At 29.8% G+C, this 22,999-nt stretch carries 23 protein-coding genes; all 23 read left to right on the top strand.

Translation table 11 applies throughout. The annotated features are described in order from the left end of the window. The first annotated feature begins 1 nt into the window (after position 1). The 23 genes from LL966_RS17125 (at position 2) to LL966_RS17015 (ending at position 22,975) form a co-directional block, all read left to right on the top strand. Positions 2–877 (top strand): glycosyltransferase family 2 protein, encoded by an 876-nt coding sequence (locus LL966_RS17125; protein ID WP_229354949.1) that lies wholly within the window; start codon positions 2–4, stop codon positions 875–877. Beyond that, entirely contained in the window at positions 874–1,980 is a 1,107-nt protein-coding gene (locus LL966_RS17120; RefSeq protein WP_229354948.1) for a glycosyltransferase, read from the top strand. The genes LL966_RS17125 and LL966_RS17120 overlap by 4 nt, the downstream gene beginning before the upstream one ends. Next, positions 1,970–3,118 carry a glycosyltransferase gene (locus tag LL966_RS17115; RefSeq protein WP_229354947.1) on the top strand — a complete coding sequence of 383 codons (1,149 nt, stop codon included), beginning with the start codon at positions 1,970–1,972 and terminating at the stop codon, positions 3,116–3,118. Before LL966_RS17120 ends, LL966_RS17115 begins: the two co-directional genes overlap by 11 nt. After that, positions 3,118–4,017: an NAD-dependent epimerase/dehydratase family protein gene (locus tag LL966_RS17110; RefSeq protein WP_229354946.1), complete on the top strand. Its 900-nt coding sequence runs from the start codon at positions 3,118–3,120 to the stop codon at positions 4,015–4,017. Before LL966_RS17115 ends, LL966_RS17110 begins: the two co-directional genes overlap by 1 nt. Positions 4,018–4,084: 67 nt before the next feature. After that, positions 4,085–5,203 (top strand): GDP-mannose 4,6-dehydratase, encoded by a 1,119-nt coding sequence (gene gmd / locus LL966_RS17105; protein WP_229354945.1) that lies wholly within the window; start codon positions 4,085–4,087, stop codon positions 5,201–5,203. Between the two features lie 41 nt (positions 5,204–5,244). After that, positions 5,245–6,177, top strand: coding sequence for a GDP-L-fucose synthase family protein (locus tag LL966_RS17100; RefSeq protein WP_229354943.1), 933 nt, complete (start codon positions 5,245–5,247; stop codon positions 6,175–6,177). 9 nt (positions 6,178–6,186) lie between these two features. After that, a complete protein-coding gene (locus tag LL966_RS17095) occupies positions 6,187–7,152 on the top strand; it encodes an MraY family glycosyltransferase (protein ID WP_229354941.1) in 966 nt (321 codons plus the stop codon). Then, positions 7,149–7,577, top strand: a complete 429-nt coding sequence (locus tag LL966_RS17090; RefSeq protein WP_229354940.1) for a WxcM-like domain-containing protein — start codon at positions 7,149–7,151, stop codon at positions 7,575–7,577. Before LL966_RS17095 ends, LL966_RS17090 begins: the two co-directional genes overlap by 4 nt. Continuing rightward, positions 7,570–8,697, top strand: a complete 1,128-nt coding sequence (locus tag LL966_RS17085) for a DegT/DnrJ/EryC1/StrS family aminotransferase (protein WP_229354939.1) — start codon at positions 7,570–7,572, stop codon at positions 8,695–8,697. The genes LL966_RS17090 and LL966_RS17085 overlap by 8 nt, the downstream gene beginning before the upstream one ends. A gap of 13 nt (positions 8,698–8,710) precedes the next feature. After that, positions 8,711–9,259 (top strand): dTDP-4-dehydrorhamnose 3,5-epimerase, encoded by a 549-nt coding sequence (rfbC, locus tag LL966_RS17080; protein WP_229354938.1) that lies wholly within the window; start codon positions 8,711–8,713, stop codon positions 9,257–9,259. Next, on the top strand, positions 9,259–10,104 hold the full coding sequence (gene rfbD / locus LL966_RS17075; RefSeq protein WP_229354937.1) for a dTDP-4-dehydrorhamnose reductase: 846 nt from the start codon (positions 9,259–9,261) through the stop codon (positions 10,102–10,104). Before rfbC ends, rfbD begins: the two co-directional genes overlap by 1 nt. 62 nt (positions 10,105–10,166) lie before the next feature. Then, positions 10,167–11,051 (top strand): glucose-1-phosphate thymidylyltransferase RfbA, encoded by an 885-nt coding sequence (rfbA, locus tag LL966_RS17070; RefSeq protein ID WP_229354936.1) that lies wholly within the window; start codon positions 10,167–10,169, stop codon positions 11,049–11,051. Positions 11,052–11,135: 84 nt separating this feature from the next. Further along, positions 11,136–13,103: a polysaccharide biosynthesis protein gene (locus tag LL966_RS17065; RefSeq protein ID WP_229354934.1), complete on the top strand. Its 1,968-nt coding sequence runs from the start codon at positions 11,136–11,138 to the stop codon at positions 13,101–13,103. Between the two features lie 142 nt (positions 13,104–13,245). Beyond that, a complete protein-coding gene (locus tag LL966_RS17060; protein WP_229354932.1) occupies positions 13,246–14,115 on the top strand; it encodes an ABC transporter permease in 870 nt (289 codons plus the stop codon). Continuing rightward, positions 14,116–15,393 carry an ABC transporter ATP-binding protein gene (locus tag LL966_RS17055; RefSeq protein WP_229354930.1) on the top strand — a complete coding sequence of 426 codons (1,278 nt, stop codon included), beginning with the start codon at positions 14,116–14,118 and terminating at the stop codon, positions 15,391–15,393. Continuing rightward, the gene (locus LL966_RS17050) at positions 15,383–16,102 is read left to right on the top strand and encodes an FkbM family methyltransferase (protein ID WP_229354928.1); all 720 of its coding nucleotides are present in this window, start codon (positions 15,383–15,385) and stop codon (positions 16,100–16,102) included. The genes LL966_RS17055 and LL966_RS17050 overlap by 11 nt, the downstream gene beginning before the upstream one ends. Continuing rightward, a complete protein-coding gene (locus LL966_RS17045; RefSeq protein ID WP_229354927.1) occupies positions 16,099–17,292 on the top strand; it encodes a glycosyltransferase in 1,194 nt (397 codons plus the stop codon). The genes LL966_RS17050 and LL966_RS17045 overlap by 4 nt, the downstream gene beginning before the upstream one ends. A gap of 109 nt (positions 17,293–17,401) precedes the next feature. Continuing rightward, entirely contained in the window at positions 17,402–18,475 is a 1,074-nt protein-coding gene (locus tag LL966_RS17040; protein ID WP_229355077.1) for a DegT/DnrJ/EryC1/StrS family aminotransferase, read from the top strand. Continuing rightward, the gene (locus LL966_RS17035; protein WP_229354925.1) at positions 18,472–19,119 is read left to right on the top strand and encodes an acetyltransferase; all 648 of its coding nucleotides are present in this window, start codon (positions 18,472–18,474) and stop codon (positions 19,117–19,119) included. The genes LL966_RS17040 and LL966_RS17035 overlap by 4 nt, the downstream gene beginning before the upstream one ends. A gap of 31 nt (positions 19,120–19,150) precedes the next feature. Beyond that, positions 19,151–20,044: a glycosyltransferase gene (locus LL966_RS17030; protein ID WP_229354923.1), complete on the top strand. Its 894-nt coding sequence runs from the start codon at positions 19,151–19,153 to the stop codon at positions 20,042–20,044. Positions 20,045–20,070: 26 nt separating this feature from the next. Then, positions 20,071–21,147: a glycosyltransferase family 2 protein gene (locus LL966_RS17025; RefSeq protein ID WP_229354921.1), complete on the top strand. Its 1,077-nt coding sequence runs from the start codon at positions 20,071–20,073 to the stop codon at positions 21,145–21,147. Between the two features lie 6 nt (positions 21,148–21,153). Then, positions 21,154–22,092, top strand: a complete 939-nt coding sequence (locus tag LL966_RS17020; protein WP_229354918.1) for a glycosyltransferase family 2 protein — start codon at positions 21,154–21,156, stop codon at positions 22,090–22,092. A gap of 22 nt (positions 22,093–22,114) precedes the next feature. After that, positions 22,115–22,975 carry a hypothetical protein gene (locus LL966_RS17015; protein WP_229354916.1) on the top strand — a complete coding sequence of 287 codons (861 nt, stop codon included), beginning with the start codon at positions 22,115–22,117 and terminating at the stop codon, positions 22,973–22,975. The last annotated feature ends 24 nt before the right edge of the window (positions 22,976–22,999 follow it).

Here is a 22,999-nt window from a genome sequence, read left to right as displayed (position 1 = left end):
AATGCTATTAACAATTTTTACCCCTACATACAATCGTGCCTATACATTGCAAAATCTTTATAAAAGTTTATTAAATCAAACTTGTAATGATTTCGAGTGGTTGATAATTGATGATGGATCCATTGATGACACAAAACAATTAGTTGATGTTTTTATCCACGAAAGAAAATTAAATATTAATTATATTAAAACTTTAAATAGAGGAAAACATATAGCAATAAATAAAGGAGTTGAAGAGGCAAAAGGAGAGTTGTTTTTTATTGTAGACAGTGATGATGAATTGCCTCAAAATAGTGTATGTGACATTTTATTGAAGTATAAAAAGATTCAAGAAGATAAAAATATTGCAGGAGTAATAGGGAGGCGAGGATATAAAAATAATACAATAATTGGTAATAAAGGTGATTATAATGAATTGATAACTAATGCTATAGGGTTTAGGTATTTGTATAAAATATCTGGAGACATGGCAGAAGTAGTTAAAACAGAAGTTCTTAAAAATTATAAATTTCCAAGCTTTGAAAATGAGAAATTTTGTCCAGAAAGTTTAGTTTGGAATAGAATAGCTTTAAATTATGACTTTTTATGGTTTAATGAAGTTGTATATAATTGCGAATACTTAGAAGACGGCCTTACAAGTAATAGTGTTAAAATTAGAATGAATTCTCCAAATTCGTCAATGTTGTATTATTCAGAATTGGCTAAATATAAAATACCTTTTAAGGAAAAATCAAAAGCAGTTACAAATTATTGGAGATTTTCATTTAATACTGATTTTTCTATTGCTGAAAAATTTAAAAATGTTTCTTTTCTTCTATCATTATTTTGTATGCCTTTAGGATATTTAATGTATAAAAAAGACAAGTCAAAAATATGAGAATTCTTCAAATAATAAATAATCTTTCAACAGGAGGAGCAGAGAAATTAATTATTGAAAGCATTCCATTGTTACAAAAAAAAGGTATAGAAGTTGATTTATTAGTATTGGATAATACCTTTACTCCATACATGAAACAATTAAAAGAATTAAATTGTTGTAACATTTATTCTCTTGGAACAGGAAACCTATATAATCCCTTTAATGTTTTTAAAATTATCCCTTATTTAAAAAAATACGAACTTATTCATGTTCATTTATTTCCTGCACAATATTGGGTAGCAATTGCAAAAATCTTAAGTTTTTCCAAAGTAAAATTAATTTTTACAGAACACAACACATCAAATAAGAGAATGCAAAATTTTATTTTTCGAACTCTTGACAGGAATATTTATAGATTCTACAACAAAGTTATTTGTATAACAAATGAAGTTAAGGATGTCTTAATCAAATATTGCAAATTTAAATCGAAAGACATTATTGTTATCGAAAATGGGATTAATCTCGATACAATTATTAACTCGAAACCATTATTAAAAAATCAAATAAATAATGAAATTTTAGAATCAGATAAACTGATAATTCAAATAGCAGGATTTAGGGCCCAAAAAGATCAAAAAACAGTAATTCGAGCTTTAAAATATTTAAATGAAGATGTAAAGTTGGTTTTAGTTGGAGAAGGTGATTTAATGGATGATTGTATCGAACTTGCAGATCATTTAGGATTAGGAAGAAGAGTTTTTTTTCTTGGAGTAAGAATTGATGTGCCTAATTTATTAAAAACCGCTGATTTATCAGTAGTCAGTTCTCATTGGGAAGGTTTTGGCCTAGCTGCTGTTGAAGGTATGGCTTCAGGAAAACCTGTAATTGCATCCAACGTTCCTGGTCTGTCAAATGTAGTACAAGATGGAGGGGTTTTATTTGAAAAAGGGAATGAAAAGGAACTTGCAAAAATTATAATAAAGTTTTTTAGTGATAATGATTATTATAATAAAGTTGCAAATTCAGGTTTGGAGGTTTCCAAAAGATTTAGTATCAATTTTATGATAGAAAAGCAATTAAGCCAATATAAGGATTTGTTTAAAAGTGGTTATGAAAAGTAAAAAAATTTTGCACATTATTGCAGTTTCATTTTCAATTAATTATTTTTTTGGAAAACAATTTTCGTATCTCACAAAAAAGAATGGTAATGAGTATCACCTTGGCTGTTCACCTTCAGAAGAATTTTTTCAATTAGCCAATGATTTAGATTATATTCCTTTTAGTTTATTAATAACAAGAGAAATAAGCCCATTTAAAGACTTAAAATCTATATTTTGTACTTATACTTATATAAAGAGAAATAAAATAGAAAAAGTTATAGGGCACACCCCTAAAGGAGGAATGGTGGCAATGATAGCTTCTTTTTTAGCACGAGTTCCAGAAAGAATTTATTTCAGACATGGTATTATTTATGAAACTAGCACCGGCTTAAAAAGAGTAATTTTAAAAAGCATCGATAAACTATCTGGTTCTCTGGCAACAAAAGTTGTTTGCGTTAGTAATTCAATACGTGAAATTAGTGAGCGAGAAAAATTAAATAATTCTTCAAAAAATGTTGTTTTAGGGTTAGGTACATGTAATGGTATAGATGCTGAGGAAAAGTATAATCCAGAATCTTATGATGAAAATCGTATTCAATCGTTAAAATCTAAACTTAATATCCATGAGGATGATTTTGTAGTGGGATTTGTGGGACGAATAGTTAAAGACAAAGGAATTAATGAATTAATTTTATCATGGGAAAGTGTTAAGAAAAATTGTCAAAGAGTTAAATTATTGTTAGTTGGGCCAATTGAGTCGAGAGATTCAATTTCAGAATTTTCGAAAGAAAAAATTAAAAATGATCCGTCTATTATTTTTACAGATTTTATTTTGGACGCATCGATTTATTATTCTTTAATGAATGTTTTTATCTTACCATCTTATAGAGAAGGATTCCCTACCGTTGCATTGGAAGCTTCTTCAATGAAAATACCTGTTTTAATAACTAGAGCAACTGGATGTACAGAAGCTATTATTGAAAATGAAACGGGACTTTTTATAACACATGAACCTTCAGATATAGCTTTTAAAATTAGTTATTATTTTAAAAACAATAAAATTGCAAAAATTCACGGTGATAATGGTAGAAAGTTTGTTCGTGAAAATTTTGAGCAGACAAAAATTTGGAATATAATTGACAAAACATTAAAAATCTAATGACTATATTATTAACGGGAGCAAATGGTTTTTTAGGGAAAGAAATTATTCGAATTTTTGATCAAAAATCAAACATAATTACTTTATCACGTAGTTCAGGAAACTATCAATTATCTTTAAATAAAGAAGTTCCAGAATTTAGTCATCATTTTGATACTGTCATCCATGCGGCAGGCAAAGCCCACTCAGTTCCTAAAACGGAAATTGAAGAAAGAGAATTCTATGAAGTTAATGTTATTGGTACGGAAAATTTGTTAAAAGCATTAAAAAGAAATGGAGTTCCCAAACAATTTGTATTTATAAGTTCAGTTTCGGTTTATGGTAAAGATTTTGGCAGTGAAATAAATGAAAAATGCCTGCTAGAGGCCAATGATGCTTATGGACTAAGTAAAATTCGAGCTGAAAAGTTAGTAGAAAATTGGTGTAAAGAAAATAATGTAATTTGTTCAATATTGCGTTTACCTTTATTAGTAGGTACAAACCCTCCAGGCAATTTAGGTGCAATGATAAAAGCTATAAGAAAAGGCTATTATTTTAACATTGATGGTGGAAAAGCACGTAAAAGTATGGTTCTAGCAGAAGATGTGGCAAAATTTTTAATAAATGTTTCTTCTGAAGGAGGTATTTATAATCTGACAGATGGAGTTCATCCAAGTTTTAATGAGTTAAGTCTGGCTATTGCAAAAAATGAGAATAAGTCAAATCCTATGAGTTTATCAATTAGATTTGCAAAAACTCTAGGAAAACTAGGGGATTTTTTTGGTAGTAAAGCACCAATTAACTCATTAAAAGTAAAAAAAATTACTTCTGATTTAACATTTGATGATAAAAAAGCTAAAGTTGAATTGGGTTGGAATCCACAATCTGTAATTAGTTACATAAAAAAAAATAAAATTTAATTTAAATCTTATAAAGAGATTTATTGTAAAAAATAGTAATAACAAAACAAGAAAAATAACATACGAAATGAAAATTGCACTTATAACAGGAATTACTGGACAAGACGGATCATACTTGGCAGAATTATTATTAGAAAAAGGATATATGGTTCATGGTGTTAAAAGGAGAGCTTCTTCTTTTAATACTCAACGTATTGATCATATCTATCAGGATCAGCATGAAGCTCATGTCAATTTTAAATTGCATTATGGAGATTTAACTGACTCTACCAATGTTATTAGAATTATTCAAGAAGTGCAACCTGATGAAATCTACAATTTAGGCGCAATGAGCCACGTTAAGGTTTCTTTTGATTCTCCTGAATATGTTGCAAATGTAGATGGAATTGGAACTCTAAGAATTTTAGAAGCTGTACGTATTCTAGGATTAGAAAAGAAAACACGTATCTATCAAGCATCAACCTCTGAATTATATGGTGGTTTAGCGGAAAATAAAAACGAAAAAGGACTTTATGATGAACAGTCACCTTTTTATCCACGTTCTCCTTATGGGGTAGCAAAAATTTATGGTTTTTGGATTACTAAAAATTACCGAGAGGCATATGATATTTTTGCTTGTAATGGAATTTTGTTTAATCACGAATCGCCACGTAGAGGAGAAACTTTTGTAACTCGTAAAATAACTATGGCTACTGCTGCTATTGCTCTCGGAGAACAAGATTGCTTATATTTAGGTAATCTAGATGCACAACGTGATTGGGGGCATGCAAAAGATTATGTAGAAGCGATGTGGCGTATTTTACAGCAAGATGAGGCAGAAGATTATGTGATTGCAATGGGAGAAACTACCTATGTTCGTGATTTTGTTAAAATGTCATTTGCAGAGGTGGGAATTGATATTGAATTTAGGGGAGAAGGAGTAGATGAAAAAGGGTATGTGGCATCTTGCAGTAATCCAAGTTATCAAATCGAGATTGGTAAACAAGTTATTGCCGTTGATCCACAATATTTCCGCCCAACAGAAGTAGACTTGCTTATTGGAGACCCAACAAAATCTAAAACAAAACTTGGATGGGTACCACAGTATGATTTGGCTGGATTAGTAAAAGAAATGATGATGTCTGATCTTCAATATGTTCAAAGAGAAAAGATGTTAAATGAAGTAAGATCAACTATTAGATACTAATTATTTAGTATGCTTCATAATCTAGATTGAAGAAGAACACTATGAATTTACAAGATAAAATATATATAGCTGGGCATAGAGGTATGGTTGGTTCAGCGATTTTACGTCAATTGAAAGAAAAAGGATACACAAATTTTGTATTGAAGACTTCTTCAGAACTAGATTTGAGAAATCAACAGGCGGTATCAGATTTCTTTGCTGAAGAAAAACCAGATTATGTTTTTTTAGCAGCAGCAAAAGTAGGGGGTATTATTGCTAACAATACCTACAGAGGGGATTTTATTTATGAAAACTTGATGATACAAAATAATGTAATTCATCAGTCTTACTTAAATAATGTAAAGAAATTAATGTTTTTAGGTTCTTCATGTATCTATCCTAAAATGGCTCCACAACCGTTAAAGGAAGAGTATATGCTTACAGGAGAATTAGAGCCTACAAACGAACCTTACGCTATTGCTAAAATTGCTGGAATAAAAATGTGTGATGCATACAGAGACCAATTCGGATGTAATTTTATTTCTGTTATGCCAACAAATTTGTATGGTCCTAATGACAATTACGATTTAAAGAATTCGCACGTTCTTCCCGCAATGTTAAGAAAATTTATTACCGCGAAACGTAATAATGAATCTTCTGTTACTATTTGGGGAACAGGAAGTCCAAAAAGAGAATTTTTACATGCCGATGATCTTGCTGAAGCATGTCTTTATTTAATGGAAAATTACAATGAAGAAGGTCTTGTAAATATTGGAGTAGGAGAAGATATTTCAATTTTAGATTTAGCTATTTTAGTAAAAAAAATAGTTGCTTTTGAAGGCGAAATTTTAACTGATACTTCTAAACCAGATGGTACACCTCGTAAATTAATGGATGTTTCTAAGTTAAATGGTTTTGGTTGGAAAGCAAAAACAACTTTAGAAGAAGGTATTCAGAAAGTTTATGATGAAATAAAAGATACTAACTGGGAATAATTTCGTAAAATGGAATATACAATTTTAGGAATTATCTTAATGATCATAATGCTACTTTATTTTAAAGTTGCTGATCATTTTAATATAATTGACAAACCCAATCAAAGGAGTTCGCATACAGAGATAACGTTAAGAGGAGGAGGAATTATTTTCTGGTTTTCAGCTTTGCTTTATTTTATACAGCATATCCAAACAAATTATTTTTTCTTTACAGGAATAACATTAGTAAGTTTAGTTAGTTTTTGGGACGATATTCAAAGTTTATCAAATAAAATTAGAATTTCAATTCATTTTCTTTCCATTACCCTCATTTTTTTTGACCTAGGGTTATTCACTTTATTTCCAATTTGGGGTATTGCATTGGCTTATGTTTTAGCAATTGGTCTAATAAATGCCTATAATTTCATGGATGGAATTAATGGTATTACTGGAGTTTACACTTTAGTAGTTATGGGATCGCTATTATATGTAAATACAAAACTCCAGCTTTTTACGGATAGCGGTTTTATAAAGTATTCGATGATGGCTAGCTTAATATTTTTGTTTTTTAATTATAGAAAAAAGGCAAAATGCTTTGCTGGAGATGTTGGGAGTATTGCCATTGCATTTTGGGTAATTTATCTAACTTTAAAACTAATTCTTGTAACAGAATCACTAATTTGGCTTTTGTTTTTAGCTGTATATGGTGTTGATTCAATATGTACCATTATGCACCGATTATATTTAAAACAAAATATATTTGAGGCACATCGTCTGCATTTTTATCAAATCTTAAGTAATGAATATAAAATACAACACAGAATGGTATCATTACTTTATGGGTTGGTTCAAATTATAATTTCATGTATAGTGGTAAATCTTTATCAGAAAGTTAACGATGCAGTTATCTTTTTAATTATAATTCTGCCTTTGATTGTTGTTTATTCATTAAAATTTTATTTGCTAAATAAAAATAATTTAAGATTAAACGCATGAAACCAAAAGTAATTCAAGGTGGGAATTTTGCCGATCATAGGGGAAGTATCACTTTTGTAAATGATTTTGATTTTTCTGATATCGAAAGATTTTATATTATAAGCAACTCCAAAGAAAATCCTTTGCGCGCATGGCAAGGACATAAATTAGATGCTAAAAATTTTTATTGTCTTACAGGATCTTTTAAAGTGCATTTTATAAAAATTGATAATTGGGAAAATCCTTCAAAAGATTTAATCATTGAGACGATTTTAGTTTCGGAATTTGACAGTAAAATTGTTCACATTCCCGCAGGTTATGCTAATGCTATAGAATCTTTAGAAGAGAACTCGAAACTAATGTCATTTTCTACATTACCATTAACAAATGTAAGCGAGGATGATGTGCGTTATCCAGCAGATTATTGGTCAATTCCTAATGAGTAATAAAAGAATTTATTTGTCGTTATCTCAAGAAAGTGGTTTTGAACAAAAATATATTCAAAAGGCTTTTAAATCAAACTGGATTACTTCTGGAGGACCAAACGTAGATGAATTTGAAAATGAGCTCCAAGATTATTTTGGAAAAAAAAAATTTATTGCGGCATTGAATTCTGGAACATCTGCGATACATATAGCGTTAATTTTGTTAGGAGTAAAAGATGGAGATGAGGTAATTTGCCAAACTATGACATTTTCGGCATCAGCAAATCCAATTTTGTATCAAAATGCAATTCCATTATTTATTGATAGTGAGTCTGAAACATGGAATATTTGTCCAGAAAATTTAGAAATTGCCATAAAAGATCGAATAAAAAAAGGAAAAAAACCGAAAGCTATTATCGCAGTTCATTTATATGGTACACCTTATAAAGTAGATGAAGTTCATGCTATTGCTGACCAGTATGGTATTCCAATAATCGAAGATAGTGCAGAAGCATTTGGAAGTACTTATAAAGGAAAGAAATGTGGTAAATTTGGTGATTTTGGAATCATTTCTTTTAATGGAAATAAAATTATTACAACTTCAAGCGGAGGAGCATTAATAGTTAATTCAAAAGAGGAAAAAAATAAAGCAATTTTTTACGCTACACAATCTAAAGAAAAGGCGGTACATTATCAGCATAGTGAATTGGGATACAATTATAGAATGAGTAATATTTGCGCAGGAATAGGTCTCGGACAGCTGAAAATATTAGAACACAATATTCTGTCTAGAAGAAATAATCACCTGTTTTATAAAGAAGCTTTTAAAGGCATCAATGACGTAGAGCTTTTTGACAATCTTAATGAGGATTTTTTTTCAAATTATTGGCTTAATACAATATTATTAAAAACAAAAGAACAAAGAGAAAATTTCAGAATTGCTTTTGAAGAAGCAAATATAGAAAGTCGTCCTTTATGGAAACCAATGCATTTACAGCCACTTTTTAAAAGATACCCTTACTACGGTAATAATATAGCGGAAAGGTTATTTGAAAGAGGGTTGTGTTTGCCATCAGGATCAAATTTAAAACAGCAAGATAAAATTAGAATAAAAGAGGTTATATTTAATTTCTTTAACTGAATAACATTAAAAAATGAAAATTGAAAAAACATTTATAAAAGATTTAGTAATTGTAGAACCTACAGTTTTTGGAGATGAAAGAGGCTATTTTTTTGAATCTTACAGTAAAGCAAAATTTGAAGATTTAGAAATTAATATTGATTTTGTTCAGGATAATCAATCCTTTTCTAAAAAAGGAACTTTAAGGGGATTACATTATCAAAATCCTCCTTTTGCTCAAACAAAATTAGTTCGAGTTTTAGAAGGTGAAATTATTGATGTTGCAGTAGATTTAAGAAAAGATTCTCCTACGTACGGGAAAGCATTTAGCATTTTGTTATCTGCAGAAAATAAAAAACAATTATTAGTTCCTCAAGGCTTCGCTCATGGTTTTTCAGTAATAAGTGATACTGCCTCAGTAATGTATAAATGTGATCAATTTTATAATAAAGCTTCAGAAGGCGGAATTAAATATGATGATCCATCTTTAAATATTGATTGGGGAATGAATTTAGAAGAAGCAATAGTTTCTGAGAAAGATCAGATTCTTCCTTTTATAGATAATTGTAACAGTTTATTTTAATGAAAAAAATTTTAGTAACCGGCGCAACAGGACAAGTAGGAACCGAACTTTCTGTTTTAGCACCTAAGTATCCTCAATATGAATGGATATTTGCCGATCGTACGAAAGCAACATTAGATAATTTAGAATTACTTCAAACTCAAATAGAAGCAATTAATCCAGATATTGTATTTAATTGTGGAGCTTACACTGCAGTTGACAAAGCTGAATCGGAAAAAGAATTGGCATATACTATAAATCAAGCTGCGGTAGCATTAATTGCAAAATATACAGCAGAAAAGAATGCAAGATTAATTCATATTTCGACAGATTACGTTTTCGATGGCACTTCTTCAATAGCCTTATGCGAAGACTCAAAAACTAACCCTATAAATATTTACGGAGAAAGTAAGTTAGATGGCGAAATTGCTTGTATAAAAGAAAATCCAGAATCAATTATCATTAGAACTTCTTGGGTTTACAGTAAGTTCGGAAACAATTTCGTGAAAACAATGCAAAGGTTAATGCAAGAAAGAGACGAAATTAATGTGGTAAATGATCAAATAGGATCACCTACATATGCTGCCGATTTAGCAAAAGCAATGATTGATATAATAGAATCGCCAAAGTGGATCCCAGGAATTTATAATTATTCAAACGAAGGAGAAATTAGCTGGTACGAATTTGCGTTAAGTATAAAAGAATTTGGTGGTTACAATTGCAAAGTAGGAGGGATTCCAACATCATCTTATCCGACACCTGCAAAACGCCCAAATTTTTCATTGTTGGATAAAACAAAAATAAAATCAGTTTATAATCTAGAAATTCCAAATTACAAAAAGAGTCTAAAGAAAATATTTGTTTAAAAGATGATTTTATATTTTAGTTTAATTATGAATAGAAATTTTAAAATCTTACATCAAATTTTATGAAAGGAATTATATTAGCTGGAGGTTCTGGTACAAGATTACATCCGCTAACGTTAGCGGTTAGTAAACAATTAATGCCAGTTTATGATAAACCGATGATTTATTATCCATTGTCAACGTTAATGATGGCAGGAATTAATGAAATTTTAATTATTTCTACTCCACATGATTTGCCTCATTTTAAGAAACTTCTAGGGGACGGAAGTACTATTGGTTGTAAATTTAGTTATGCTGAACAACCGAATCCAAATGGTTTGGCTCAAGCTTTTGTAATAGGAGAAGAGTTTATTGGTACTGATAAAGTTGCTTTAGTATTAGGAGATAATATTTTCTTTGGAACAAATATGCAACAACTTTTAAAAGATAATGCAGATCCAAATGGTGGAGTTGTTTTTGCTTATCATGTTTCTGATCCTGAAAGATATGGAGTGGTAGAATTTGATGAAAACAAAAATGCTATTTCAATTGAAGAGAAGCCATTAGAACCAAAATCGAATTATGCTGTGCCAGGACTTTATTTTTATGATAACTCTGTTGTTGAAATAGCTAAAAATATAAAACCAAGTGCTCGCGGTGAATATGAAATTACTGATGTAAATAAAGTTTATCTTGAAAAAGGACAATTGAAAGTAGGTATACTAAGTAGAGGGACTGCTTGGTTGGATACTGGAACTTTTAATAGTTTGATGCAAGCAGGACAATTTGTTCAAGTTCTAGAAGAAAGACAAGGACTAAAAGTGGGTTGTATCGAAGAAATTGCTTGGAGACAAGGGTTCATTAATGATGCACGACTTGAAGAGTTAGCACAGCCCTTGCTTAAATCTGGCTATGGAACGTACCTGATTGAATTTTTAAAACAAAAGAAAAAAGGTGTTAAAATTTAATTTGAACCTATAAGTAATGGTTTAAAACCTTTAATTTGTATTTTTGTATAAAGTTCAAATTTTACTGACTTAAATATAGCTCAATTGAATACAGACAAACCAAATAATATAACCTCTTTGTTATATAAAACTTTTTCGCCTCGAAATCTTAGGGCTAACATCAATAATTTGAGTTATCTTCCTAGGTGGATTATCATTGCTATTGATGTAATGGTTTTGTTTTTCTCGTTCTCTTTCACCTACCTGCTTTTTGAAGGTACTGCAATTGGTTATATTATAACTTCACACGATTTTTATTTTGTGACTAGTTTAATTCTAGTCAATATATTTTTCTTTTGGCTTTTTAGAACTTATTCGGGAATTATTAGACATTCATCTTATATAGATGCCATAAAACTGCTGTTTTCTCAAATGTCAGTTTTAGTTTTTTTCTTGTTTATAAATTTAGTTTTCGAATTGTATTCTGGCCATAAAGCCTTTCTGAATACAGCGCTTTTTATCAATTTGGTTTTATCTTTTTGCGGATTATTCTTATACCGCGTGATCGTAAAACAGACATTTGAAATGTACTTTTCAGAAAAAGCTACTACTAAATTGGTTAGAACTGTAATTTATGGTACAGACGCCAATGCCATCTCTGTAGCAAATGCGTTAAAATTTGAGACACCTTCTCGATTTAAAATTGTTGGTTTTGTAGATAAAAACAATCAGAATGCATCTAAGCGTATGCTGGATCTTCCCATTTTAATCTTAAGAAAAAAACTGCCGGCTTTAATGCGTTCTGTCGCTGCAGAAGGAGTTATCATTGCCGATAAAAGCTTAACCAAAGACGAACAGCTTATTATAGTTGATCAGTGTTTAGAATTTAATTACCGAGTTTATACAGTTCCATTGATTTCAGACTGGGAAAACCAAAAAGAGATTTCTCAAAAAGTAAAAAATATCCAGATTGAAGATTTACTAGAGAGAAAACCAATCGTTTTAGATAGCAAATCAATTTCTAAACAATTAAAAGATAAGACAATTTTAATTACTGGAGCTGCTGGTTCTATCGGTAGTGAGATTGTAAGACAGGTCTTAAATTTTAATCCAAAAAAGGTTATTGTTGTTGATCATGCCGAAACACCTTTGCATAATTTATGTTTGGAAACACAGGGCATGAATGTGACTACTAAAATTGTAGCTGTTATTGCTGATGTTAGAAGTAAAAAAGCATTAGAGAAAGTATTCAAAAATTATACACCTCACGTTGTTTTTCATGCTGCTGCATACAAACACGTTCCTCTTATGGAAGAGAACCCGGCTCAGGCAATTCAAACAAATATAAAAGGAACTAAAAATCTAGCTGATTTAGCCTGCAAGTATAATGTGAAGAAATTCGTAATGGTTTCTACAGATAAAGCGGTAAACCCTAGTAATGTAATGGGAGCCAGCAAAAGAATCGCAGAAAAATATGTTCAGTCGTTGTTCTTGAAAAACCAAAAAGAAAATGTAGAAGGAGGAACTAAATTTATCACGACTCGTTTTGGAAACGTTTTAGGCTCTAATGGTTCTGTTGTTCCATTATTTACGAAGCAAATTGCAGAAGGCGGTCCTGTAACGATAACACATCAAGACATTATTCGTTATTTTATGACAATTCCTGAGGCTTGTCAGTTGGTATTAGAAGCTGGAGCGATGGGTAATGGTGGCGAAATCTATATTTTTGATATGGGTAAACCAGTTCGAATTATTGATTTAGCTAAGAAAATGATTAAACTAGCTGGTTTTATTCCGGATAAAGAAATAAAAATCAAGATTGTCGGTCTAAGACCTGGTGAAAAACTTTATGAGGAACTGTTAAATGATACTTCTAAAACATTGCCAACATATCATAACAAAATCATGATCGCTCAGGAAATTCAAGATGAGTATGAAAATCTGCATATTGATGTAGATGAACTTATCGGAATTGCCGATTTTTATGAAAATGATGATATTGTAGCTAAAATGAAAAAAATCGTTCCAGAATTTAAAAGTATGAATTCTACATTTGAGGTTCTAGATAAGTAATCTCATTTTATAACATAAATTAAATAGAATCAAAAGGTGTTTTTTATAAAAACACCTTTTGGCATTTTTAAACTAAGTCTAAAATGTTAAAAATCCTGTTAATTTTTGATTTTTTAAAATAACATTTTTCCCTAACTATCAAATGAACAATTACGCTGATAAGACAAATGAATGGCTGTTTGAAATAACCCCTAAAAATCGCTTTTTCGCACTAAATTTTAAAGAGATTTGGCAATATAGAGATCTGTTATTTCTCTTTGTCAAAAGGGATATTATAACCGTTTATAAGCAAACGGTACTTGGACCTCTCTGGTACTTAATTCAGCCTTTATTTACTTCCATAACCTTTACTATAATTTTTAATAATGTTGCAGGAATTAAAACGGGATCTATTCCTCCATTCTTATTTAATCTCGGCAGTATAATGGTATGGAATTACTTTACTTCTTGTTTGACTGGAACATCGGATACATTTAAATCGAATGCGGCCATTTTTGGGAAAGTCTATTTCCCTAGAATTATTACTCCTTTGTCTATTGTAATTTCGAACTTAATCAAATTTGGAATCCAATTTGGCATATTTGTTATCTTTTACATTTTTTATTTTTTTAATGGCGCAAAATTAACTTTGAATGGTTCATTATTTTTCTTTCCGGTATTAATTGTTATAATGGGAGTTTTAGGTCTTGGTTTAGGAATGTTGATTTCGTCCATGGTAACTAAATATAGAGATTTAAATAATTTAGTCGGTTTCGGAATACAGTTGCTTATGTATGTATCTGCTGTAATGTACCCAATGGAATTAATCAAGGAAAAGTTACCAAAATTTGGCTGGATTGTACAATATAATCCATTAGCATATGTGATAGAAACTTCTCGTTATATGCTCTTAGATATTGGCAGTATATCAATTTTAGGTCTGATATATACAATAGTAGTTACGTTAGTCGTTTTTTTTGTTGGATTATTGGTTTTTAATAGAACAGAAAAAAGCTTTATAGATACCGTATAAATGAGAGAGATTATATTAAAAGCTGAAAATATCTCTAAACAATATCGTTTAGGTCAAGTTGGAACAGGAACCTTAAGTCATGATTTAAACAGATGGTGGCATAGAATTAGAGGTAAAGAAGATCCTTATTTACGAATAGGAGATACTAATGATCGTTCTAAAAAAGGAAATTCAGATTATGTTTGGGCTTTACAGGATATTAACTTTGAAATAGAAAAAGGAGAAGTATTAGGCATTATTGGGAAAAATGGTGCTGGGAAATCGACACTTTTAAAGATTCTTTCAAAAGTGACGGCTCCTACAACTGGAAGTATTAAATCTCGTGGTCGTATTGCTTCTTTGCTAGAAGTTGGAACTGGTTTTAATGGAGAGATGACCGGCCGAGAGAATATTTTTCTTAATGGTGCTATCTTAGGAATGACTAAAAAAGAAATCAATTCAAAGTTAGATGAGATTATTGAGTTTTCTGGTTGCGAACGTTATATTGACACACCTGTAAAAAGATATAGTTCTGGAATGACAGTTCGTTTAGCTTTTGCTGTAGCGGCTTTTTTAGACCCTGAAATCTTAGTTGTCGATGAGGTCTTGGCAGTTGGTGATGCTGAATTTCAAAAGAAAGCTATTGGTAAAATGCAAGATATTTCTAGAGGAGAGGGGAGAACTGTACTTTTTGTTAGTCATAATATGGCAGCTGTTAAAAACCTTTGTACAAGGGGAGTTGTGTTGGATAATGGAAGGATAGTTTTTAATGGGGATATTGATGAGGCAATTAGTACATATTTAATTAACGAAAAGTCTGATGAAATTTTAATAAATCCTAATACATATCATGGCGAAAACTGTATGATTTTGAATACTAGAATCGTTAATGAAGTAGATCTTATTACAAATGCTATGGATTTGATTTTGGGAACTACTTTTGTCGGATCTATAAATAAATCATATTCTATCACAATTCCGGTATTTAGAGAGTCTACTCTATCATTTGTTGCAACTAGTTTTTATAAAGACGAAAAAATAAATTGCCCTGGAGAATATTATATAGAATGTATAATACCTAAATACTTATTAAATCCAGGATTTCATACTATTGATATTTCTATTGTAGATGAGACTGGAAATTTTGAACAACTTTTGTACGTGAAGGAGGCTTTATCTTTTAATGTCATTGATGATAATTTTAGAAGAGGTAATAAATATAATAAAGGTTGGGGAGGAGCAGTTTCTCCAGTGTTAGAAATAAATTTGAGAAAAAATAAGATAAATCATGATAAATAAAATTCTAGGCAAGTTTGGTTTAATTCTTCTAAAGAAATCATTTTACACTAGTCATTTTAGACTAAGGAATCAATTTTTACCATTATCTCAACTTTTCTACAAAACATTGCATGATGATTTTTTCTTTGTTCAAATTGGTGCCAACGATGGAATCAGTTTTGACCCGATATATGAATTGGTGACTAAAGAAAAAGTAAAAGGTATTGCAATTGAACCAATGCCTGATATCTTTAAACTTCTAGAAAAAAATTATGATAAACATCCGAATGTAAAACTTTTGAATCTTGCAATACACAAAGATCAAACTGAAATGAAGATGTACAGAGTGGATCCTAAAAAGACAAATTATCCAGATTGGACAAAGGGAACTCCTTCATTTAATAAAGATCATCATAAACTTGGAAATATTCCTGAATATGATATTATTGAAGAATCTGTGAAATGTATATCTTTTGATGCTTTGATAAAGGAGTATTCGATAAACAGAATAGATCTTTTGCAAATTGATACTGAGGGATATGATTTAGAAATAATTAAAATGATTAATTTTAATCAGATATCGCCTCGGATAATTTCTTTCGAGCATGGTATGCGACAAGGTATTATAAATATGAATCGATTTGTGGAATGCCAAACTCTTCTATTTGAAAATGATTATAATATTATAATTTTAGACAATGACGCTATTGCATTTAAAAATAATATATGAAAAAAAAAGTCTTAATTATTCCTTCTTGGTATCCGAATGTTAAAAATGATATAATTGGTTCTTTTTTTCAAGAACAAGCATCATTTTTAACAGATAATGGATATGATATTAAAGTTCTATACGGAAATATAAAAGAGGTTAATTATATCAATTTTTTTAAGTTAAAAATTAATAGTTTTTTTTCCCCTAAAAAGACAATACTCAAGAAAGATTTTTTAATTCAAGGTCCAGAAGCATTTTCTTTTTCTATAATGAAATTTTTTAAATGGAATGAAAAAAAGATTCATAATGAGTTCTGTCGCGAATACTCTAAGGCTTTTATTGAACTGTTAGCAACTGGCTGGAAACCTGATTTAATTCACGCGCAATGTACTGTTGATGGAGGTATAATTGCAAATAATTTGAGCGAAGTATTTAAAATCCCATACCTAATAACTGAACATCAAGTGTTTTTGTTAAATTATTATTCAAAATTTAAACAACAGCTTATTAGAAAATCACTTCAAGATGCTAGTAAAGTTGGCGCAGTAAGTAATCACCAGAAGAGATGCATTTTAATGAACTCAATTGAATGTAATCCGTATATTATTTGGAATTTTATAGATGAAGAAAAGATTATAAAAATATCTAATACATCAAATTTAAAATTTCGAGTTGTAACGATATCATATCCGAGTTTTATAAAAGATATGGATACTTTTTTTAAAAGCATTGAGCATTTTTGTAAAATAACGGATTTTGATATTGAAGTTGTTGTGATTGGGAATAATTCATTTGACAATCTTGCTAATGCAAATACTACTGTTTTTGAAAATTTAGCAAGAAAATATAATGTTTATTCTAAATGTGTTTTTGTGCCTTTCTTACCTAGAGATGAGGTTTTTGCTACCTTGACAACTGCAAATGTATTTATATCTACGAGTATTGCAGAAACTTTTGGTGTAGCAGTAAGGGAAGCTATGTTATGTGGTGTTCCGGTTGTTGTTACAAAAAGTGGAGGAGTAGAAGATGCTGTTAATGAAAAAACTGGAGTAAAGGTAGATATTGGCGATTATGAAGCTATTGCAAATGCTTTATTGAAAATTAGAAACAGCACTTTAAATTTTGATTCAAATTACCTTAGAGATTTTACAATTTCGCAATGTGGGAGAGCCTCTTTTCTCTCTAAAATGGATAGTTTCTATGCTTAATATTTCATGGCTTAATAAAATCTCATTGAAGCTTAATTTAAATTAATTTGAGTTCCTATAAATAACAAAACAATTTTTAATACAATTAATGAATAGCCAAAAGGATAAAATAATTAATGTTACAAAAACGTTTCTGCCTTCATTGTCTGAATATCAGAGCACAATTAAAACTGCTTGGAATAATGAATGGTTAACTAACCGAGGCGAACTCGTATTAGAACTTGAAGAAAAATTAAAAAGTTATCTAGATATTTCCAATATAATTATTACTAATAATGGAACTATACCATTGCAAATAGCATTGAAATTATTTGGAGGCAATGGTGAAATTATCACAACTCCATTTAGTTATGTAGCTAGTTCGGCGACAATAGTTTGGGAAAATTGTACTCCAATTTTTGTAGATATAGATCCGCAATACTTAACCATAGACGAGAGTAAAATTGAAAAGGCAATTACATCAAAAACTACAGCAATATTAGCTACTCATGTATTCGGAAATCCTTGTAACATCGTGGCTATTGAGGCTATTGCAAAAAAGCATAGTTTAAAAGTTATTTATGATGCTGCTCATTGTTTTGGTGTCAAGTTCAACAATAAATCTATTTTTGAATATGGAGATGTAAGCACTTGTAGTTTTCATGCAACGAAAATTTTTCATACAGCCGAGGGAGGTGCAATGTTTACAAACGATTTAGAAATACAACATAAACTATTTTATTCTCATAATTTTGGACATAACGGACCATTGGAATTTCATGGTCTTGGCATAAATGGAAAAATTTCTGAATTGCAAGCTGCAATGGGTTTGACTATTTTACCACATATGGATAAAATAATTACTGAAAGAAAAAAAGTAGTTGAATTTTATAACAATAAACTTGATTTTTCAAAAGTGAAAGACTTAAAAATAAGAGAAAACACTCTTTGGAATTTTAGCTATTATCCTCTTATTTTTGATTCAGAAAAACAATTGTTACAAGTTCAAAAAGAATTAAATGATCATAATATCTTTCCAAGGCGATATTTTTATCCATCGTTAAATACAATTGAATATATGAAAGGCTCTAAAATGCCAATTTCAGAAAGTGTTGCTTCACGTATTATGTGTTTACCTCTTTATGTGGGCTTAAAATTAGAGGAATTAGAAAAGATTGTTTTACTTATTAACTCTAACTTATGATAATTGTAGGAGCTAAGGGTTTTGCCAAAGAAGTTTTGCAGGTTGTTAGCGAACTAGATCAGATTGAAAATCTTTCATTCTATGATAACATTAATGATGATGTAAGTGGAAAACTGTTTAATGAATTTCCTATTATAAAATCTATTGAAGAAGCTTCTAATTATTTTGAAACAATAGATAATCGATTTACGATTGGAATCGGAAACCCAAATTTGAGAAAAAAACTGTATAATGATTTTACTGCAATAGGAGGAATCTTTACTTCTACTGTTAGTAAATTAGCGATTATTGGTACATATGATGTTAATGTCGGTACGGGGTCAAATATATTACCCGGATCTAATGTCTCAAATAGTGTTCAAATAGGGATTGGAGCCATTCTGTATTATAATTCGATTGTAACGCATGATTGTTTACTTGGAAATTTTGTTGAGGTTTCACCTGGGGCAACAATTTTAGGAAGATGTAAAATAGGAAACTATTGCCAAATTGGGGCTAACGCAACAATTTTGCGAGATATTACTATTGGTGAAAATGTAATTATCGGTGCAGGATCTGTCGTAACTAAAGATGTTCCCGACAATTCTTTAGTAATTGGAACACCGGGCAAAGTTATTAAAGAATTGAAACCACTAGATTTTTAATATGCAGAAAGATTTAAAAGTTAGTGTCTGCATGATCACCTATGGACATGAACAATTTATTCGTGAAGCTATTGAGGGAGTTTTAATGCAAGAATGTGATTTTGCAGTTGAGCTTATTTTGGCTAATGATTGCTCTCCGGATCAAACAGATAGTGTTATTCAGGATATTTTATCAAATCATCCTAAAGCATCATGGATTAAATATTTTAAGCATGAAAAAAATAAAGGCATGATGCCTAATTTTATTTTTGCAATGCAACAATGCCAAGGGCAATTCATAGCACTTTGCGAAGGAGATGATTACTGGATTGATCCATTAAAACTACAAAAACAAGTTGATTTTTTAGAGACTAACCCAGAATATGTAATTCATAGTTCTGCAGCAAAAATAATTAGAGGCGATGTTTTAAATGATGAAATTATAGGGTTAGATATTAATAGAAAGATTTTTGATGAGACAAACTTTTACAGCCAAAACCATTTAGTAACTTGTACTGTAATGTTTCGTAATGATTTTGCGGATTTATTAAAACATTTTCCTACCGTAACTTTTGGCGATTGGTTTCTATATATTATGATCTTAAATCATAGCAAATTAAAGGCATACAGAAGTTGCGATTTTTTTTCGGTTTATAGAATTCATGAATCGGGTGTTATGATGTCTTTATCCTTGCTAAAGTATCAAGAAATGCATATTAACCAAATTTTAAAGATTAAAAAATATATAGGATATAAAAATTATTCTTTATTAACAATAAGCCGTATAAACGATTATTCAATTGAGAAATTTAAAATAGAGCTAAATAATAAAATGTATTACGCTTCATTTTATACATTTTTGAACAACTTTCTAAACTGTAAAAAAAAGACAGCAATAAAAAGATATCTAAGCGTGATTAAGCATTCTGTAATAATAAGAAGTTAATCTAAGACTTAATATTTAACGAAAAAATGATCACAATAATATATCCATATAGAAATAGAGAACTATCTCGAATCAAGAAATCTCTTGATTCGTTAGTCTTGCAATCTAATAAAGATTTTTGTGTTGTTTTTGTCGACTATGGGTCTGATTTTGATATATCCAGTTCTGTAAAAAAAATAGTAGAAGAATATAAATACGTAAAATACATTCATTCATTTCATAATGATCAGCCTTGGTCTCGTTCAAAGGCAATCAATATTGGTCTTCGATTTGCAGAAACTGAGTTTGTTTTTATTGCAGACATAGATATTATTTTTCATCCTGATTTGGTTGCTACATTGCACAAATTAAAAGATGAACAAGAGAATGTGTATTTCCAGGTAGGCTATTTAGATGAAAAGGAGAGCAAGCAATCTAAAGAATTTAATCAATACAATATTTCTTCTAAAAGTATACCCGAAGGGCAGGGATTATCTCTTTTTAGTTTAAAATCTTTGTTAACTGTTGGCGGATTTGATGAGTTTTTTCATTTCTGGGGCGCTGAAGATGAAGATGTTTACGCTAGACTTAAAATAGCGGGATATTCTTCGCGATTCTACAATGATACTATTTTACTATTGCACCAATGGCATGAAACTTTTACTAGTATAAATAAAGAGAAATTAACAGAAGAACTTTATTTTTCAGAAGCATTTGGTTTGAATAAGCAAAAGTTAATGTTTAATAAGCAAAAACAAATACTAAAGCCTAATAATGAAAATTGGGGAAAATTAATGACTGAAGAAGAATTTCAGTTTTTAAATTCTCATCAAGATTCTACCGTAATAACGAATAAAAAACTACTTGTAGAAAATTTTATTAATATCATTTTACCCAATACCCATGATGATGTTGTGAATGTTATTTTCAAGGATTATCAATATCAACTTTCATTAAATTATAAGATAAAGAAAATTTTTAGAGTAAAAATGCATCAATATTATTCTCTAAAAGACATTCATGATTTACTTGTTAGACAATTATTAGTCTATTATAGAGATTATCAATATACCTATAAAATCAGTTCAGATTTAAAAAGCATTCAATTAAAAATTAAGAAATGATGCCATATGTCTAAATTAATTTCAATTATAATTCCGACATATAACAGGGCAAACCTAATAATAGAAACGCTAAATAGTATTGCACAGCAAACCTACAAAAATTGGGAATGTATAATAATTGATGACGGATCTACAGACAACACAGAAGAGCTATTAGCGGCATATCTTGCATCAGATAATAGATTTCAATATTATAAAAGACCTAAGGAAAGACTAAAAGGTCCAAATTCCTGCAGAAATTACGGTTTTGAGTTAAGCAAAGGAGATTATATAAAATGGTTTGACAGTGATGATATTTTATTGCCGAAAGCTCTTGAGACTATAAGTAATAATTTTTTAAACCATCCTGATTTAATTGTATCGTCATTACAGTATATTGATTTTAACAATAAAGTCTTGAATAAAAAACATTCTTTTAGATCGGAGAATGTAATTCAAGATTATATGACTGCTAAGATTACTTACTACACCTTCACTCCAACATGGAAAAGGGGTTTTTTAATTCTCCAGCCCAATCTTTTTGATGAAACGATTACAAATTTGGATGATTGGGATTTTAATCTTAGAATGTTATATCAGAATCCTGTTGTAATTTATTTAGATGAAGAACATATTCAATATCGAGTGCATAATGAGTCTTTGTCTCATGAAATAGGTAAACTAAACTTTAAAGAAATAAAGTCAGAATTTAAAGCAATTAAAAAACATATATCATTAGTAAAAGAAAACAAAGCAGCAAATGCAAACGTTTTGAAAGCACATTTAAAAAATCGTTGCAAGTTTATATTACGAGATGCAGCTGTCCAGAATAATAAGCATAAATTTTATTATTTGGAACAACTTTTACTTGCAGAAATAAAGCTCTTTCAATTTTCAGAAATGATTAAAACAATAATTGGATTTACTGTTTATAGTATTTTTAAAAAAGGCTATAAACTCTTGTAAAATCTAATTTAATAGTAATAGAATGAGAATAAAGATTGGATATGTAGTATCGTATGATTATGAAATGTTTTTTACCTCGGTAAAGCAAGTCTATAATTATGCAGATAAAATTTATGTAGCAATTGATAAGAATCATCAAACTTGGAGCGGAAATTATTTTGAAATTGAAAATGATTTTTTTGAAGAAGTAAAACTTTTTGATCTTAAAAAGAAAATTGAATTTTACTTTGACGACTTTTATGTACCCGGATTGTCTCCAATGGAATGTGAAACTAGGGAACGAAATATGCTTTTAAAAAAAATGGGTAAAGGCTGGCTAATGCAGTTAGATGTTGATGAATATTTATATGATTTTTCAAAGGTTAGGAGGTTTTTGAAGCAACATTGGTATTTAACTCTTTTTCCGAAACTGACACCAATTGTTTTTCAAGGTTATTTTATAACTCTATTTAAAAAATTACCAGACGGATATTTATATATAGAAAATAACGAGAAATTTTCTTTTATTACAAACTGCAAACATTATGAAGGAGCGAGAGCAAATCATAGTATTAGTAACCATCTTATGCGTGCTAAAGTAATTCATCAATCTTGGGCAAGATCAGAAGAACAGGTTTTTTTTAAGCTATCCAATTGGGGACATCGCGATGATTTTGACACAAAAAGGTATTTTGAGTTTTGGAAAAATTTGAATGCTGATAATTACGAGAGTTTTTTAAATATGCATCCGCAGAGGCCTGAGATGTGGGATAAATTACATTATCTGCCCTCTTCCTCAATAGAAGATTTTATACATTCATATGCAGAAAAAAATAAACAAGTTTTAACTGGTATTGGATTTTTTCAATTAGTAAAAGCATTTCTTAGAAGAACAAAAAAATAAATTATAAAAACATTAGCTCTAAAG

This window comes from Flavobacterium chungbukense (assembly GCF_020805785.1).
In the GTDB taxonomy this organism is placed as follows: Bacteria; Bacteroidota; Bacteroidia; order Flavobacteriales; family Flavobacteriaceae; genus Flavobacterium; species Flavobacterium chungbukense.
Note: the sequence above shows the minus strand (reverse complement) of the source record. Positions and strands in the feature narration are given on the sequence as shown.

Bases quoted from the DNA above. Each gene is read 5' to 3' on its own strand.
- gmd (WP_229354945.1), top strand. From the start codon at position 4,085: ATGAAAATTGCACTTATAACAGGAATTACTGGACAAGACGGATCATAC.
- LL966_RS17035 (WP_229354925.1), top strand. From the start codon at position 18,472: ATGATAATTGTAGGAGCTAAGGGTTTTGCCAAAGAAGTTTTGCAGGTT.
- LL966_RS17090 (WP_229354940.1), top strand. From the start codon at position 7,149: ATGAAACCAAAAGTAATTCAAGGTGGGAATTTTGCCGATCATAGGGGA.
- LL966_RS17030 (WP_229354923.1), top strand. From the start codon at position 19,151: ATGATCACCTATGGACATGAACAATTTATTCGTGAAGCTATTGAGGGA.
- LL966_RS17020 (WP_229354918.1), top strand. From the start codon at position 21,154: ATGTCTAAATTAATTTCAATTATAATTCCGACATATAACAGGGCAAAC.
- LL966_RS17110 (WP_229354946.1), top strand. From the start codon at position 3,118: ATGACTATATTATTAACGGGAGCAAATGGTTTTTTAGGGAAAGAAATT.
- LL966_RS17120 (WP_229354948.1), top strand. From the start codon at position 874: ATGAGAATTCTTCAAATAATAAATAATCTTTCAACAGGAGGAGCAGAG.
- LL966_RS17025 (WP_229354921.1), top strand. From the start codon at position 20,071: ATGATCACAATAATATATCCATATAGAAATAGAGAACTATCTCGAATC.
- LL966_RS17125 (WP_229354949.1), top strand. From the start codon at position 2: ATGCTATTAACAATTTTTACCCCTACATACAATCGTGCCTATACATTG.
- LL966_RS17055 (WP_229354930.1), top strand. From the start codon at position 14,116: ATGAGAGAGATTATATTAAAAGCTGAAAATATCTCTAAACAATATCGT.
- LL966_RS17095 (WP_229354941.1), top strand. From the start codon at position 6,187: ATGGAATATACAATTTTAGGAATTATCTTAATGATCATAATGCTACTT.
- LL966_RS17115 (WP_229354947.1), top strand. From the start codon at position 1,970: ATGAAAAGTAAAAAAATTTTGCACATTATTGCAGTTTCATTTTCAATT.
- LL966_RS17060 (WP_229354932.1), top strand. From the start codon at position 13,246: ATGAACAATTACGCTGATAAGACAAATGAATGGCTGTTTGAAATAACC.
- LL966_RS17015 (WP_229354916.1), top strand. From the start codon at position 22,115: ATGAGAATAAAGATTGGATATGTAGTATCGTATGATTATGAAATGTTT.
- LL966_RS17050 (WP_229354928.1), top strand. From the start codon at position 15,383: ATGATAAATAAAATTCTAGGCAAGTTTGGTTTAATTCTTCTAAAGAAA.
- rfbC (WP_229354938.1), top strand. From the start codon at position 8,711: ATGAAAATTGAAAAAACATTTATAAAAGATTTAGTAATTGTAGAACCT.
- rfbA (WP_229354936.1), top strand. From the start codon at position 10,167: ATGAAAGGAATTATATTAGCTGGAGGTTCTGGTACAAGATTACATCCG.
- LL966_RS17085 (WP_229354939.1), top strand. From the start codon at position 7,570: ATGAGTAATAAAAGAATTTATTTGTCGTTATCTCAAGAAAGTGGTTTT.
- LL966_RS17045 (WP_229354927.1), top strand. From the start codon at position 16,099: ATGAAAAAAAAAGTCTTAATTATTCCTTCTTGGTATCCGAATGTTAAA.
- LL966_RS17100 (WP_229354943.1), top strand. From the start codon at position 5,245: ATGAATTTACAAGATAAAATATATATAGCTGGGCATAGAGGTATGGTT.
- rfbD (WP_229354937.1), top strand. From the start codon at position 9,259: ATGAAAAAAATTTTAGTAACCGGCGCAACAGGACAAGTAGGAACCGAA.